Origin of the sequence: Streptococcus mitis (genome assembly GCF_965111725.1) — a bacterium.
GTDB lineage: Bacteria > Bacillota > Bacilli > Lactobacillales > Streptococcaceae > Streptococcus > Streptococcus mitis_DV.
In genome coordinates, this window is record NZ_OZ217341.1 from 101,060 (window position 1) to 116,837 (window position 15,778).

General features: G+C 41.3%; 12 protein-coding genes and 2 pseudogenes. 10 read left to right on the plus strand and 4 right to left on the minus strand.

Annotated features, from left to right (window positions below):
• Nucleotides 1–113: 113 nt before the first annotated feature.
• The 4 genes from ACLV7Q_RS00545 (at nt 114) to rpsD (ending at nt 5,989) form a co-directional block, all read left to right on the plus strand.
• Nucleotides 114–3,269, plus strand: coding sequence for a PavB family fibronectin-binding SSURE repeat adhesin (locus tag ACLV7Q_RS00545; RefSeq protein ID WP_218757540.1), 3,156 nt, complete (start codon nt 114–116; stop codon nt 3,267–3,269).
• Between the two features lie 166 nt (nt 3,270–3,435).
• Nucleotides 3,436–4,134 carry a response regulator transcription factor gene (locus tag ACLV7Q_RS00550; RefSeq protein WP_000520643.1) on the plus strand — a complete coding sequence of 233 codons (699 nt, stop codon included), beginning with the start codon at nt 3,436–3,438 and terminating at the stop codon, nt 4,132–4,134.
• Nucleotides 4,131–5,183, plus strand: a complete 1,053-nt coding sequence (locus ACLV7Q_RS00555) for a HAMP domain-containing sensor histidine kinase (protein ID WP_218757541.1) — start codon at nt 4,131–4,133, stop codon at nt 5,181–5,183. The genes ACLV7Q_RS00550 and ACLV7Q_RS00555 overlap by 4 nt, the downstream gene beginning before the upstream one ends.
• A 194-nt stretch (nt 5,184–5,377) precedes the next feature.
• Nucleotides 5,378–5,989 (plus strand): 30S ribosomal protein S4, encoded by a 612-nt coding sequence (rpsD, locus tag ACLV7Q_RS00560; RefSeq protein ID WP_000092756.1) that lies wholly within the window; start codon nt 5,378–5,380, stop codon nt 5,987–5,989.
• A gap of 95 nt (nt 5,990–6,084) precedes the next feature.
• On the opposite strand, the pseudogene ACLV7Q_RS00565 reads toward rpsD, so the two are convergent.
• Nucleotides 6,085–6,339 (minus strand): annotated as a pseudogene (locus ACLV7Q_RS00565) (tyrosine-type recombinase/integrase); the annotation flags it as partial.
• Between the two features lie 344 nt (nt 6,340–6,683).
• On the opposite strand from ACLV7Q_RS00565, the gene ACLV7Q_RS00570 reads away from it, so the two are divergent.
• A complete protein-coding gene (locus ACLV7Q_RS00570) occupies nt 6,684–7,076 on the plus strand; it encodes a transcriptional regulator (protein ID WP_218757542.1) in 393 nt (130 codons plus the stop codon).
• 104 nt (nt 7,077–7,180) lie between these two features.
• On the opposite strand, the gene ACLV7Q_RS00575 is transcribed toward ACLV7Q_RS00570, so the two are convergent.
• The 3 genes and pseudogenes from ACLV7Q_RS00575 to ACLV7Q_RS00585 form a co-directional block, all read right to left on the minus strand.
• Nucleotides 7,181–7,396 carry a hypothetical protein gene (locus tag ACLV7Q_RS00575; protein ID WP_218757543.1) on the minus strand — a complete coding sequence of 72 codons (216 nt, stop codon included), beginning with the start codon at nt 7,394–7,396 and terminating at the stop codon, nt 7,181–7,183.
• A gap of 30 nt (nt 7,397–7,426) precedes the next feature.
• Entirely contained in the window at nt 7,427–7,636 is a 210-nt protein-coding gene (locus ACLV7Q_RS00580; protein ID WP_001044017.1) for a CPCC family cysteine-rich protein, read from the minus strand.
• 214 nt (nt 7,637–7,850) lie between these two features.
• Nucleotides 7,851–8,036: pseudogene (locus ACLV7Q_RS00585) on the minus strand (CPCC family cysteine-rich protein); the annotation flags it as partial.
• Nucleotides 8,037–8,764: 728 nt separating this feature from the next.
• Between ACLV7Q_RS00585 and ACLV7Q_RS00590 the strand changes: the two are divergent.
• The 5 genes from ACLV7Q_RS00590 to ACLV7Q_RS00610 all read left to right on the plus strand — a co-directional run bounded on the left by ACLV7Q_RS00590 (nt 8,765) and on the right by ACLV7Q_RS00610 (nt 15,663).
• The gene (locus ACLV7Q_RS00590) at nt 8,765–9,052 is read left to right on the plus strand and encodes a type II toxin-antitoxin system RelB/DinJ family antitoxin (RefSeq protein WP_001101480.1); all 288 of its coding nucleotides are present in this window, start codon (nt 8,765–8,767) and stop codon (nt 9,050–9,052) included.
• Nucleotides 9,042–9,392: a type II toxin-antitoxin system RelE/ParE family toxin gene (locus ACLV7Q_RS00595; RefSeq protein WP_218757545.1), complete on the plus strand. Its 351-nt coding sequence runs from the start codon at nt 9,042–9,044 to the stop codon at nt 9,390–9,392. Before ACLV7Q_RS00590 ends, ACLV7Q_RS00595 begins: the two co-directional genes overlap by 11 nt.
• A gap of 494 nt (nt 9,393–9,886) precedes the next feature.
• Entirely contained in the window at nt 9,887–10,693 is an 807-nt protein-coding gene (locus tag ACLV7Q_RS00600) for a hypothetical protein (RefSeq protein WP_218757546.1), read from the plus strand.
• A gap of 21 nt (nt 10,694–10,714) precedes the next feature.
• On the plus strand, nt 10,715–11,962 hold the full coding sequence (locus ACLV7Q_RS00605; RefSeq protein ID WP_000134333.1) for a toxic anion resistance protein: 1,248 nt from the start codon (nt 10,715–10,717) through the stop codon (nt 11,960–11,962).
• A 332-nt stretch (nt 11,963–12,294) separates the two neighbouring features.
• Nucleotides 12,295–15,663 (plus strand): type I restriction endonuclease subunit R, encoded by a 3,369-nt coding sequence (locus ACLV7Q_RS00610; protein WP_225904723.1) that lies wholly within the window; start codon nt 12,295–12,297, stop codon nt 15,661–15,663.
• The last annotated feature ends 115 nt before the right edge of the window (nt 15,664–15,778 follow it).

The following is a 15,778-nucleotide window of genomic DNA, read 5'->3' on the forward strand; positions in this document are numbered from 1 at the left end:
TAAGTATTTTATAAGAGGGATTTAAGAAAAATTTTAACTTTTTCTTAGTCCTTTTTAATTTTAGGAGATTATACTAGAGTCATCAAATAAAGAAAAACTCTAAGGAGAATCCTATGAAATTCAATCCAAATCAAAGATATACTCGTTGGTCTATTCGCCGTCTTAGTGTCGGTGTTGCCTCAGTTGTTGTGGCCAGTGGCTTTTTTGTCCTAGTTGGTCAACCAAGTTCTGTACGTGCCGATGGGCTCAATCCAACCCCTGCTCAAGTCTTACCTGAAGGGGAATCGGTAACGAAAGAGGGTGACTTAGCAGAAACTCAGGGAGACACCGTTCTTGCTCAAGCGAAACCTGAGGCCGTTGCTGGAAATACGAATTCACTTCCGACACCTACAGAAGGAACTGAAGTGAGCGAGGAAACAAGCCCTTCTCGTCTGGATACACTTTTTGAAAAAGGTGAAGAACCTCAAGAAAATCCAGAGCTAACAGATGTCTTAAAAGCAGCTGTAGATACAGCTGATGTGGATGGGACACAAGCAACTCCAGCAGATATTGAAAAAGCTGTCGATGAGGATGTTAAAGACAGTATTGATGTCCCAGCGGGCTACCTAGAACAAGCCAAAGTTCCCGGTCCTTTCTTGGCTGGTGTAAACAAACCGCTTAAATATGAACTTTTCGCAGGCGATGGTATGTTGACTCGTCTCTTGCTCAAGGCATCCGACAAGGCTCCATGGTCAGATAATGGTAAGGATAAAAATGAAAAAATTCCACCAGTGAAAAATTTACCTGATGGTAAGTATTACTATCAAGTATCTTTGAATGGTAACACTGAAGGTAAGAAGGATCAAGATCTATTAGATACACTTCGTACGAATGGTACAAATACCTATGAAGCTACCCTGACTGTCTATGAAGCAGACGGAGATAAACCTGATTTGACTAAGGTTGTCAAGACACGTAATGTCAATATTACTTTGAACGGTCTTGTAACAAAAAGCGATGTCAAATCTGCAGTTGAGAACAACGTTAAAGACAGTATCGATGTTCCAGCAGCTTATCTTGAAAAAGCTGAAGGAAAAGGTCCTTTCACTGCCGGTGTAAACCAAGTAATTCCTTATGAACTCTTCGCTGGTGATGGTATGTTGACTCGTCTATTACTAAAAGCTTCTGATAAGGCTCCTTGGTCTGATAATGGTACAGCTAAAAATCCTGCTTTATCTCCATTAGGAGAAAATGTGAAAACAAAAGGTCAATATTTCTATGAAGTAGACTTAAATGGCAATACTGTTGGTAAACAAGGTCAAGATTTAATTGATCAGCTTCGTGCTAATGGTACTCAAACTTATAAAGCTACTGTTAAAGTTTACGGAAATAAAGACGGTAAAGCTGACTTGACTAATCTAGTTGCTACTAAAAATGTAGACATCAACATCAATGGATTAGTTGCTAAAGAAACTGTCGAAAAAGCTGTTAAAGATAACGTTAAAGACAGTATTGATGTTCCTGCTGCTTATCTTGAAAAAGCTGAAGGAAAAGGTCCTTTCACTGCCGGTGTAAACCAAGTAATTCCTTATGAACTCTTCGCAGGTGATGGTATGTTGACTCGTCTCTTGCTCAAAGCTTCTGATAAGGCTCCATGGTCTGATAATGGTGTAGCTAAAAATCCTGCTTTATCTCCATTAGGAGAAAATGTGAAAACAAAAGGTCAATATTTCTATGAAGTAGACTTAAATGGCAATACTGTTGGTAAACAAGGTCAAGATTTAATTGATCAGCTTCGTGCTAATGGTACTCAAACTTATAAAGCTACTGTTAAAGTTTACGGAAATAAAGACGGTAAAGCAGATTTGACTAATCTAGTTGCTACTAAAAATGTAGACATCAACATCAATGGATTAGTTGCTAAAGAAACTGTCGAAAAAGCTGTTAAAGATAACGTTAAAGACAGTATCGATGTTCCAGCAGCCTACCTAGAAAAAGCTAAGGGCGAAGGTCCATTCACAGCCGGTGTCAACCATGTGATTCCATACGAACTCTTCGCAGGCGATGGCATGTTGACTCGTCTCTTGCTCAAAGCATCTGACAAGGCTCCATGGTCAGATAATGGCGACGCTAAAAACCCAGCCCTATCTCCACTAGGTGAAAACGTGAAGACCAAAGGTCAATACTTCTATCAAGTAGCCTTAGACGGAAACGTAGCTGGTAAAGAAAAACAAGAACTCATTGACCAGTTCCGAGCAAACGGTACTCACACTTACAGCGCTACAGTCAATGTCTATGGCAACAAAGATGGTAAAGCAGATTTGACAAACATCGTAGCAACTAAAAAAGTTACTATTAACATAAACGGTTTAATTTCTAAAGAAACTGTCGAAAAAGCCGTTGCAGACAACGTTAAAGACAGTATCGATGTTCCAGCAGCCTACCTAGAAAAAGCCAAGGGCGAAGGTCCATTCACAGCCGGTGTCAACCATGTGATTCCATACGAACTCTTCGCAGGTGATGGCATGTTGACTCGTCTCTTGCTTAAGGCATCTGACAAGGCTCCATGGTCAGATAATGGCGACGCTAAAAACCCAGCCCTATCTCCACTAGGTGAAAACGTGAAGACCAAAGGTCAATACTTCTATCAAGTAGCCTTGGACGGAAACGTAGCTGGCAAAGAAAAACAAGAACTCATTGACCAGTTCCGAGCAAACGGCACTAAAACTTACAGCGCTACAGTCAAAGTCTATGGCAACAAAGACGGTAAAGCAGATTTGACAAACATCGTAGCAACTAAACAAGTTACTATTAAGATAAATGTTAAAGAAACATCAGGCACAGCAAATGGTTCATTCTCACCTTCTAACTCTGGTTCTGGCGTGACTCCGATGAATCACAATCATGCTACAGGTGCGACTCATCAAACAGCTGCTGACCATAAGGACATGATGGCACCAGCCAAAGAGACTGATAAAGCAATGCCAGCAAATGATCAAATGGAAAAATCAGGTATGAAGACTGAGACTCCAGCTCCAAGTGCTACAGATAGCATGCCTGCTGACACCATGACAAGCTCTACCAATACGATGGCAGGTGAAAACATGGCTGCTTCTGCTAACAAGATGGCTGATACGATGATGTCAGACAAGATGATGTCAGATGATAAAGCTATGCTACCAAATACTGGTGAAGCTCAAACATCAATGGCAAGTATTGGTTTCCTTGGGCTTGCGCTTGCAGGTTTACTCGGTGGTCTAGGTTTGAAAAACAAAAAAGAAGAAAACTAATCAGCTAAGGAAATAAATGATGGATAGTGGGCTGACTAAGGCTAGTTTACCAACTCAATCAGCTATCAGGACTTTCTTTCAATAGCAGATTAAAATCATCGTAAAACAATAAAAATAGTGTTATACTTAAAGCAGTATAGCACTGTTTTTATCAAAGGAGAGACAGATGGGAAAGACAATTTTACTCGTTGACGACGAGGTAGAAATCACAGATATTCATCAGAGATACTTAATTCAGGCAGGTTATCAGGTCTTGGTAGCCCATGATGGACTGGAAGCGCTAGAGCTGTTCAAGAAAAAACCGATTGATTTGATTATCACAGACGTCATGATGCCTCGGATGGATGGTTATGATTTAATCAGTGAGGTTCAATACTTATCACCAGAGCAGCCTTTCCTATTTATTACTGCTAAGACCAGTGAACAGGACAAGATTTACGGCCTGAGCTTGGGAGCAGATGATTTTATTGCTAAGCCCTTTAGCCCTCGTGAGCTGGTTTTGCGTGTCCACAATATTTTGCGCCGCCTTCATCGTGGGGGCGAAACAGAGCTGATTTCCCTTGGCAATCTGAAAATGAATCATAGTAGTCATGAAGTTCAAATAGGAGAAGAAATGCTGGATTTAACTGTTAAATCATTTGAATTGCTGTGGATTTTAGCTAGCAATCCAGAGAGAGTTTTCTCCAAGACAGACCTCTATGAAAAGGTTTGGCAAGAAGACTATGTGGATGATACCAATACCTTGAATGTGCATATCCATGCTCTTCGACAGGAGTTGGCAAAATATAGTAGTGACCAAACGCCCACTATTAAGACAGTTTGGGGGTTGGGATATAAGATAGAGAAACCGAGAGGACAAACATGAAACTAAAAAGTTATATTTTGGTTGGATATATTATTTCAACCCTCTTAACCATTTTGGTTGTTTTTTGGGCTGTTCAAAAAATGCTGATTGAGAAAAGCGAGATTTACTTTTTGCTTGGGATGACCATCGTTGCCAGCCTTGTCGGTGCTGGGATTAGTCTCTTTCTCCTATCACCGGTCTTTACGTCGTTGGGCAAACTCAAGGAACATGCCAAGAGGGTAGCGGACAAGGATTTTCCTTCAAATTTGGAGGTTCAAGGCCCTTTAGAATTTCAACAATTAGGCCAAGCTTTTAATGAAATGTCCCATGATTTGCAGGCTAGCTTTGATTCCTTGGAAGAAAGCGAACGAGAAAAGGGCTTGATGATTGCTCAACTTTCGCATGATATTAAGACTCCTATCACTTCAATCCAAGCGACGGTAGAAGGGATTTTGGATGGGGTTATCAAGGAAGGAGAACAGGACCATTATCTAGCAACCATTGGGCGCCAGACGGAAAGGCTCAATAAACTGGTTGAGGAGTTGAATTTTTTGACCCTAAACACAGCTAGAAATCAGGCGGATATGACTAGTAAAGACAGCATCTTTCTGGACCAGCTCTTAATTGAGTGCATGAGTGAATTTCAGTTCTTGATTGAGCAGGAGAGAAGAGATGTCCACTTGCAGGTAATCCCAGAGTCTGCCCGGATTGAGGGAGATTATGCTAAGCTTTCTCGTATCTTGGTGAATCTGCTCAATAACGCTTTTAAATACTCTGCTCCAGGAACCAAGCTGGAAGTGGTGGCTAAGCTGGAGAAGAACCAGCTTTCAATCAGTGTGACCGATGAGGGACAGGGGATTGCCCCAGAGGATTTGGAGAATATTTTCAAACGCCTTTATCGTGTAGAAACTTCGCGTAATATGAAAACAGGTGGTCATGGCTTAGGGCTTGCGATTGCGCGTGAATTGGCCCATCAATTGGGTGGAGAAATCACAGTTGCCAGCCAGTACGGCCTAGGAAGTACCTTTACCCTTGTTCTCAACATCTCTGGCAATGAAAATAAAGCTTAAAAACCCTTTACAAATCCAGCTATTCATGGTAGAATGGATTTTGTGCGAAATATCAGCAGGAAAGCATGAAGCTCGTCAACAGGTGTCTTATGATAAGTAACCTTGGCTGTTTAGGCGAAGGGCATCTGCACGAATCAGGGCTTTCTAAGTGACTATTTCCACCGAAATATTATTTATATCAGGAGGACATTCACATGTCACGTTATACAGGACCATCTTGGAAACAAGCTCGTCGCCTTGGCCTTTCACTTACAGGTACAGGTAAAGAATTGGCACGTCGTAACTACGTACCAGGACAACACGGACCAAACAACCGTTCTAAATTGTCAGAATACGGTTTGCAATTGGCTGAAAAACAAAAACTTCGTTTCACTTACGGTGTAGGTGAAAAACAATTCCGTAACTTGTTCGTACAAGCTACAAAAATCAAAGGCGGAATCCTAGGTTTCAACTTCATGCTTCTTTTGGAACGTCGTTTGGATAACGTTGTTTACCGTCTTGGTCTTGCGACTACTCGTCGTCAAGCTCGTCAATTCGTAAACCACGGTCACATCCTTGTTGACGGAAAACGCGTTGATATCCCATCATACCGCGTAACTCCAGGTCAAGTGATCTCAGTTCGTGAAAAATCATTGAAAGTTCCAGCAATCCTTGAAGCAGTAGAAGCTACTCTTGGACGTCCAGCATTCGTATCATTCGACGCTGAAAAATTGGAAGGTTCATTGACTCGCTTGCCAGAACGCGACGAAATCAACCCAGAAATTAACGAAGCACTTGTCGTTGAATTCTACAACAAAATGCTTTAAGATAAGACTTTATATTGTAAGAAGCCTACAACAGTGGGCTTTTTGCTTTGTCTTAAAATGTTGATTTCTGGGTTTGTCATCATTTTTGTCATCACTTATAACGAACTAACAGCTTTCTCATAAAATGAGACGGCTGTTTTTGCTCCTTCTTTGGTAGCATGGACATAAGTGTTTAAAGTCATAGAGATATTAGAGTGACCTAATCTGTATTGTGAGTCTTTGGCTTCTATGCCAGCATATAGCATGATTGTGGCGTGAGTGTGTCGGAAACCGTGGAAACTAATATCGGGAACACCAGCATGTTTGAAACGTGTGTTTAAACGAGTTGATAGTGTTTTATTGTTTGGGTATTGAGGAAATAAGAAAAGTTTAAGTCTGTTATTTTAAATTTGATGTTTACAAAATGATAAGCAGATAAGCAAAGTAATAACTTGCCTTAGTTGTTCGCAGAATGACAAGGAGATAGGAGAGATAAAAATGTCTCTTAATTCCTTATCAAATAGTATGGAGAATGGACTTGAACCAAGAGTGAACGCCGAGAAAATGCAAAAAAAAGCACTTAGAAAAATCTAAGCGCTCAAGAGTAGTGGACGGTGTGCCTGTCCCGTCATCTCATACTATGAAGTTGCGTAGCGACACTATCATTTCTACCTCACTTCTCTTTAAACTAATTATATCATAAAGGAGCGAACTAATGGAGCTGGATAAGTTTAAAACGATGATGAACGTCAGAGAGCGGATGACTTACTTTCTACGTTTCCAGAGGATGGCAGGGAGTGAAAACCAAGTTACAATAGACGAAGAGGCTTGGAAGCTTGTCTTACCTGATCAATGGAATTTGACTAGCAAGCATGAAAAGGCAATCCGTGAGGGGCTGGAAATATTCGTCCAAGACATCAACAGTATAGAGAACAAACGAGCCAGACAATATTTTATTATCCATTATTGCTACATGAGAAAGAAAACAGTAAGTGAATGTTTAGAAATTGCTGGGGCAAAATCCACTAGCTACCACCGATACAAACAGATATCCGTCTTAAACTTTGCGAGAATCCACCAGAACGGAGAGTTAGAAGTGTATAAGTAAGCGGAGATACTGCTAGACTTTGCTAAAAGCTATCGTGGTGGTGTTTTAGTGGTGTATAAGCAAAACAATATCTTAGGCCTAATTAAAAGCCCTTAGAAACGAATCTAAGGGTTTTTTGACTGGTTGATTTTATCAGTAATTTCAATTTCCTTGATTTCATTTTCAAAGAGTTTAATCCATCTGGTTCCAAAATTAACGGATAACCCATCAAGTTCTTCATCATGGACATCTTTGTCTTCGTAAAGAGCTACACCTTTAAATACTTGGCCATCAATATCGGTGATTCTGACAACCTTATTATTAAATTCTTTAAGTTCCATCAGTCTCTCCTTTCGTGGTACTATAGTCTGTTATATTATTGGAATTCCCTTAACATACGCTTCTTTAGCCTCCGCAAGTGTCATTTTATTAGGACCACCATCTATATTAGTTTCTCCTGTATTTTGCCACTGACAAACGTCACAGATATCATACACTGCGGTAACAGTACCACATACTGGACAATGGACATATTCGCTACCGTTAATAATGATTAAATTCTCTTTTCCAGTCTTATTCATTTAAGGTTACTCCCAACACTATACAAATATATTAGCTATTTCTATACACTACTTTTTCAATATCATTGATTGTAATTGTTATGGTATCCCAGTCTTTCGAGGAATCTCCTATGTCAGCAATAAAAGTATCTTCACTTAATTTTTCGACAATTGTCGCCGTTTGACCGTTTTTTAACAACACTGTATCAAATTCTAGAATTTTTACGATTTTTCTCCTTGCGTAAGCTTCTTTCGCTTCGGCTAGAGTCATCTTATTAGGACCACCGTCAATATTTATAATACCCGTATTTTGCCAACGACAGACGTCACAGATATCATAGTCCATAACTTCAGTTCCGCAAACAGGGCAATGTAACCATAAATATCCATCAATTTCCCATGTCGATTTTGATCTATCCATATAAATCCCTCCTCCATAAACTCGCCAAACCAGTCTTTTTGGTGAACCGTGGGTATCAACCCACCTTTCCATCATTATACTGCAAACCGAGAAGGATTGCTAATAATTGAGTGTGTATTCCAGATGTACTATGATAGTATTATTAGGTAATAAAAAAAGCACGATTGATTGTCCTTTTGTGGGGGTTTTTGTGGTTGAAAAGGACTAGAAAAGGTGTATAATATAGATAAAGAATAGAAGTAGAGAAACATCGGGAATTACGCACCCTTGGGGTATCTGAAAAGCGGGGAATTCCCGTCCCGCCTATTCCAGCACCTAGAGAAATCTAAGTGCTTTTTGATATGAATTATTTTCTACGTGATATCCTATCAGCAATAAAAAAAGCACGTTTGACCGTGCTAGTTCCTTGCCTGCTGAACTCATCATTTTAAGTTCCTTTTTGTTACCCTTTAAGTTATCTCAACTTATTTGAACTTAATAGTTTTTGAGAAAATCAAGTTAGATTTAGAGCAGGCTTAGGCCTGTTTTTCTGTACCTAATTACTGCAAGATAAGAAAATGTTGTAATATTTTATTGAATCAGATAGGCTTTAGAGCCTTGATATTAAGCACTTTGGGGCGCTTTCCCTTAGTGCTTTTTGATTTCTCTTAGTATCCATCTATAATCGTCTATACGCAGCTAGACCTGTATAGTTTAAAGTGATATAATAGTCTAAAGGAGGTGCTACCATGAATGTTTTAGAAAAAAACACACAGGTGAACTTTAAGACTAATAGAGACTTGTTAGAGAAGGCTAAAGCTATTATTACAGCGCAAAATCTTGATATGACAGCTAGTTTTAACTTGTTTTTAGAACACATTGTAGAAAATAAAGCCTTGCCATTTGAAACTCAAGTAGACAAAGAAAGAGAAGAACTTCTGTCAAGGTTGCGTGCTGAAATTGCTCGTAGCTTTGAGGATTTAGAACATGGAAGAACTTACAGCCTTGATGAAGTGAGGGCTAACCTTGGAATTTAACGAGAACGCATATAGCCTTATTATCTCCGAAACGGTACAAGAACAGCTAAGAGGTATTAAAGATTATATCTCAGCTAACTACTTTTCAGAGCAGGCAGGAGCAAACACAGTTAAGAATGTTCTTTATGGTTTGGAGCGTCTTGAAGTCTTCCCGGAAGCAGGATTTGATGCTGATGAAAGAGTAGGAGGTATTATACACCCACCCCACAAAACCAGATGCATCATTTTAGGCGATTACCTAGCCTTCTATCATATTTTAGAGGATAGAAAAGCTGTCTTTGTATCAGATATTATTCATAGCAAACAGGACTACATCCGTTTGTTCAAGAAAAAGAAGTAGCGCCTATAGGAAGGCGTTTTTGTTTGGGAATGACGTGATATTGATGCTATAATATTTTTGCCCCTCGCTTTAATGAAGGGAGGTGTTACATATGTTAGAAACTTTACTCACAGTGTTTCTAGCTCCGTTACTTATTAACGTGTTATCTGAGCTTTTCAAGTTATGGCTTAAGAAACGTAAGAAGTAATGGCTAACCCTTTAAGAGGGTAGCAAAAAACCCCATCGGTGGTACGGTGGGGCTTTTTTAGCTACATATGCTGTAACTTTACTCACATTGTAAGTTCATTCTAACATATAACACCCAATATTTCAAGCTTTTGTTTTGATATTCCTCAGAGTGTGTTTGTGTTTTGAGTCCGCTCCATTGAAATTAGCACACGCGCTACTAGCCTCCATTCTACAGCAAAGAAATCAACTCTTTTCTAGGGGATTTCCGCCCTCATTTTGCTCTTTTGTGCTAAAATAGACTTATAAATTGAAAATAAGGAATGTTTATGAAATCAGGTAATGGTTTTTGGAAAGGCTGTCTCTATTTTTGGGGCTTCTTGTTCTTATTGGGACTCTTAGTTCAATATGCTCTTCCGCTTGCGGCTTGTGTCCTGCTAGGCTATGGTGGTTATCGTCTCTATAAACGTTGGCGCTATCCTCTTTTGCAGGATCGTTCTCTCGACGATCGGATTGAGCTTTTAAAAGCTCGGATTCGTCAGGCGGACAAGGATATTCAGCAATTGGAGGGAACTTTAGTAGAAAAAGGCTCAGAGTCCTATAAGAGTCTGGCCAATCAAGTATTGATCGAACTGAGGGAAATCCATCAGGAGGCGGATCGTCTCAAGTCCTATATCGATGCTGATGTCTACAACCGTATTGATAAAAAGGTTCGTACAGTGCGGGCAAACATTGATGTTCAGTTAGAACGTTTGGATAGAGAAAGTCAGGTAAATCTTGAAAATGCGGAGCCAGAGGAATTAGCTCCAGAATTGTCCCAGACCTTGGCCAATATTGCCATTGACCATCAGGCCATTTTAGACAAGATTGCTACCTCGGCTGAGAGGGATAAGGAAGAATTGACTGCCATTCATAGTTTGAAAATGGAGAAATTCAAAACGATTTTAGAAGGCTATCTAAAGATTAAGGCCAATCCTAAAAACTATAATCGAGCAGAAGAACGCTTGCAACAAGCTAAAGTGGCCATCGAACAATTTGACCTTGAGCTGGACCAGGTGTTGAGAGAACTTAATGAAACAGATATGCGTGATTTTGATATCAGTCTGCGTATCTTAGAAAAAGATCGTAAAGAATAGGTTAGAAATAAAGGAGTAACCATGACAGAATTTAATTTTGATATTGACCAGATTGCCAATAATACAGTAGCTAAGGTGGATAAGACAACTCAAATCATCGAGACCAATACTGGCTCAGACAAGACCTTGACCTTCCTGGAAAAGTTGAGCCCTGAGCAGCAAGAAGGAATCAAGGCGCGCGTGCCTCAGTTAGTAGACCAGTTTGTCACAAATCAAAATGCTCTTTTGGATTTTGGACAATCTGCTGTAGAAGGTGTGAACAATACGGTCAATCGTATCTTGTCAGAACAAAAGAAATTGCAGATTCCCCAAGTAGATGATCTACTTAAAAATACCAACCGAGAGTTGCAAGGCTTTGTCGTCAAATATAAGAACGCTGAAATTGCTGAGTTAGAAGAAAAGCCAAACTTTTTGCAACGATTGTTTAACAAGAGCAAGAATACCCTACAAGAATTTTACTTTGACTCAAAAACAGTGGAGCAAAAGCTCGATGGCATGGCTGCCGCAGTGGTCAAGCAAGAAGATGTGCTAGCTCGAAATATCGTCTCTGCTGAGATGTTGATTGAGGACAATACCAAATCCATTGAAAATCTAGTGGGAGTGATTTCCTTTATCGAAGCCAGCCAGACAGAAGCTGGCAAACGTGCTGCCGAACTGAAGGCCCAAGTTGACCAACTCGATACAAGTACGGTAGAATACCAAACCAAATCACAAGAATTGGCCCGCATGGCTGAAGTGGTCAATACCCTCGAACAACAGCACACTGAGTATGTCAGCCGTCTCTATGTTGCCTGGGCAACAACACCTCAGATGCGCAATCTTGTGAAGGTGTCATCTGATATGCGCCAAAAATTGGGCATGCTTCGTCGCAATACGATTCCAACAATGAAGCTTTCTATTGCTCAACTGGGTATTTTGCAACAATCAATGAAATCAGGTGTCGTGGCAGATGCCATTGTCAATGCCAATAATGCTGCCCTTCAGATGCTAGCTGAAACCAGCAAGGAAGTGATTCCGCAGATGGAGAGAATTGCCCAAAGCCCGACAGTCGCTGTTGAGTCTGTTACCAAGCTGGCTGAAAGTCTGGTCGCGCAAAACCAAGGCATCGTTGCTGCTATTGAATTAGGCCGTCAAAAACGTGCCCAACTAGAAACAACCATCGTCAAGTCCGCAGAAATGATCAACGATTCTGTCAAACTCCGCGATGAAAAAATCGTCCAAGCCCTTCTAGATCAAGGAAAGGCCGCTCAGAAAGAAGTACAAGAATAACACACAAGTCCCTTGCAATGTAGATTTGCAGGGGATTTTGCTTGTTTTAGTAGAAGTTTGAAGGTCAGGGAATTATTGCTAGATTTAGAGAGAATACCCTAGAAAACCTTTTCACTACTAGTCTTTTATGGTACAATGGAAGGAAGTAAAGGCGCTGTTTTTTCGATGTCGCAACGCCTTGTATGAATGAAAAGGAAGAGTCCCTATGGTTTTCAGATTTAAGCAAATAACTAGCTTGCATATATATATATATATATAAACTCGCGTTTTCATACCCATTTTCAAAACCTGCCAATCTTTTTGGTAGGCTTTTTGCGTTGTAGAAATGGGGTATGAACATGGCTTATACGTTATCAAAAGAATTAGAACAAGAGCTCATCGCTTCAGCACCTGAGTTGCAGCCTAGTTATACTGCCATCGTAGAATACCTAGAAGCTATCAACCAGAAAGAAGCATCTGGAAGCAATTCTCAGGAACTCCAGAACCAGCTTGCTATTCAGCTGAGACGTTTAGAAGATTTGGTGCAGGGTTATATTCAAATAAAGGAGAATCCCCATCACTACCTAGATGCAGATAAAGATCTGACAGCAGCCTATCAAGCTATTAAAGGGACGGAGCAAGATCTTCTCAAAAAATTGCAACATCTCAATCAAGCAGCCTTGCAGGATTTCCATATCAGCCAGAGACTCTCTCCCAAAGCTGAGACTGCTATCCCTGTAGCAGGTAAAGCCAAAACCAAACAGGAATTGGCTATCGAGCGGGATTTGATCAACCAGCTGACAAAGGGAGAAAGTCAATGGGTGTATCGACCCGAGTTAAATACAGAAGACCTCCTATGGGGAAACTTTTTTGCCAAGCTGGAAGCTAATAATGTCCGCATTTTGCAAGACCATCCCCTGACAAATTCAGAGAAAAATCAAATTAAAAACCAGCTCAATTTCGTTAACTTCTATGAAGCAGCCAAGTGGATAGCAGGGGAAAATGGCATTGCCAAGGTGCAGGTTCAACGTGAAGACGCCAGTCTAGGCACCATTCGCTTGGAAGTCTTGTGGAGAAACAATGTCGCTGGTGGCAAATCCAGCTATGAGGTTGTCAACCAAGTCATCACAGGCGGAGAAGGGATTCGCCAGCGCCGTGGGGATGTGACTTTGCTGATCAATGGTCTGCCTATGATTCAAATCGAACTGAAAAGCCGTTCTCATCCTTACATGGATGCCTTCCGTCAGATTAAGAAATACGACCAAGAAGGACAGTTCAGAGGTATTTTTTCAAGTCTTCAGATGTTTGTCGTCTCAAACGTTACAGATACTCGCTACATCGCAGCTGCCAAAGCCAACAAGCTAAATGAACGCTTCTTGACCAAGTGGGTGGATAGTGAAAATAGCCCCCAACCCCAGCTATTTGACTTTGCAGAGTCTGTCTTGTCGATACCGAGAGCCCACGAGATGGTCATGCAGTATTCTGTCATTGATGATGACAAGAAGGCCTTGATTTTATTACGCCCCTATCAGGTACATGCCATTGAGGCTATCCGTGAAGCCAGTCGCCAGCGCCAGTCAGGCTATATTTGGCATACGACTGGTTCAGGAAAAACCCTGACTTCCTATAAGGTTTCGCGCAATCTGCTCCAGATACCATCCATTGAGAAGACAATCTTCGTGATTGATAGGACAGACCTTGACCAGCAGACGACTAGTTCTTTTCAATCTTACGCAGAGAACGATATGATCGATATCGACGAGACCGATGATACACAGGAATTGGTTAAAAATCTAGCTTCTGATGACCGCCGTGTCGTTGTGACGACCATCCAGAAAATCAACGCCATGATTCGTCAGTTTGATGAAGGACGTCACCAAAAGGTCTACAATCGTATCAAGCAACTCAAACTAGCCTTTGTTGTCGATGAATGCCATCGCGCAGTGACTCCTGAACGTCAACGCCACTTAGAGCACTTCTTTACAAATTCTCTCTGGTATGGGTTTACAGGAACTCCTATCTTTACAGAAAATAAGCGTGAACAAAAAGGAGACCTTGCTCAGACGACCGAAGAGCAGTACGGTGACTGCCTCCACCAATATACCGTCAAAGAAGCCATCCATGACAAGGCGGTTCTTGGCTTTAATGTAGAGTATCAGACGACCATGCCTGGTTGGGCAGAAGATGAGATTGACGAGGAGCGTTATGATGACGAAGGACACATGCTTGCTGTTTTAGATGCCATTCTCAATCGCTCAAGACGCAAACTCGGCTTCCAAAATGGAGTAGGAAAAACCTATGAAGCCATTTTGACTGTCAAAAGTATTGCCCGTGCACAGGCCTATTATAACCTGATTAAGCAAGTCAAAAATGGAGAGAAGTCTCTAAGCATCTCGGAAAATGTTAAAAAGGTCTTACCAGACTTTCCTAAGGTTGCTATTACTTACTCTGTGACAGAAAATGAAGCAGACTCCTATGTCAACCAAGCCTATATGGAGGAGAGTTTAGAAGACTACAATGCCATGTTTGGTACTCACTTTAGCCTAGCAACCATTGCTTCCTACAATAGTGACCTCAACGACCGTCTGGCCCGTAAGAAAGAACGCTTTGCTTTCCGTGAGGGGCAGTTGGACCTCGTTATCGTTGTGGACCGCTTGTTGACAGGCTTTGATGCCCCTTGCTTATCGACCCTATTCATGGACCGTCAGCCCATGAAGCCCCAGCATATCATTCAGGCCTTTTCACGAACCAATCGCCTCTTTGATGAAGGAAAGAAATTCGGCCAAATCGTTACCTTCCAAACGCCTGACCGCTTTAAAGAAAAAGTAGATGAAGCTCTGAGCCTCTACTCAAATGGTGGTGAAACCAGTGTCTTAGCCCCAGAATGGCAGGAGGAGAAGGCCAAGTTTCTGGAGAAGGTTCATCAACTATTAGCCATCGCTCCAAGTCCAGAGCAGGTGCCAGATTTGGATACAGCGACAGATGCAGAATTAAAACGCTTTGCCAAGGCCTTCCAAGAATTTGACAAGCTCCTATCCTCTATACAGGTCTATTCGGACTATGATGAGAAAGTCATTCTCAGAGAAATTGGCCTCAGCCTAGAAGACATCGAGAACTTTGCCGGCCAATATCAAAATGTCATCGAAGAACTCCGCAGACGCAGAAAAGAAGACCAAGAAGATGAAGGTGTGCTGCTGGATATCGAGTATGAGCTCGAATCCATCCGCACCGACGAGATAAACTATCACTATATCCTCTCCCTCATCCAAGCCTTGATCGAAAATCGGGAAAACCTCATTGGTAAAAAGGAAAAGAGTCTGGTAGATAACTATATCGAAGATTTGAACAAATCCAATCCTAAGTTATCCAGCATCATCTCTAAACTCTGGCAGGATGTCCAAGCTGATGCCAAGAGCTATCAGGGACAGTCTGTAACCCATAAGTTGGATGAGATGATTGAGCTAACAACCCAGAAAAAGATTCGTGAAACGGCAGATTATTGGCAGATAGGAGAGGATGAACTCCAGTTCGTAGTGGACAACTACCGCATCGGACGAGACAAGCAAAATGGTGAAAAAGCCATCACCGAATCTCAGGACTATCTGGCCTATAAGGAAGCCCACGGAGACAAGGCACTGCCAAAACTCAAGTACAAAAAAGCCCTCAAAGAGGACTATATGCGCATGATTTCAGAGGATATATTACCGCTAAGGGGGAGATAGGTTTATACTCTTCGAAAATCTCTTCAAACCACGTCAACGTTGCCTTGCCGTATATATGTGACTGACTTCGTCAGTCTTATCTGCAACCTCAAAACAGTGTTTTGAGCAACCTGCG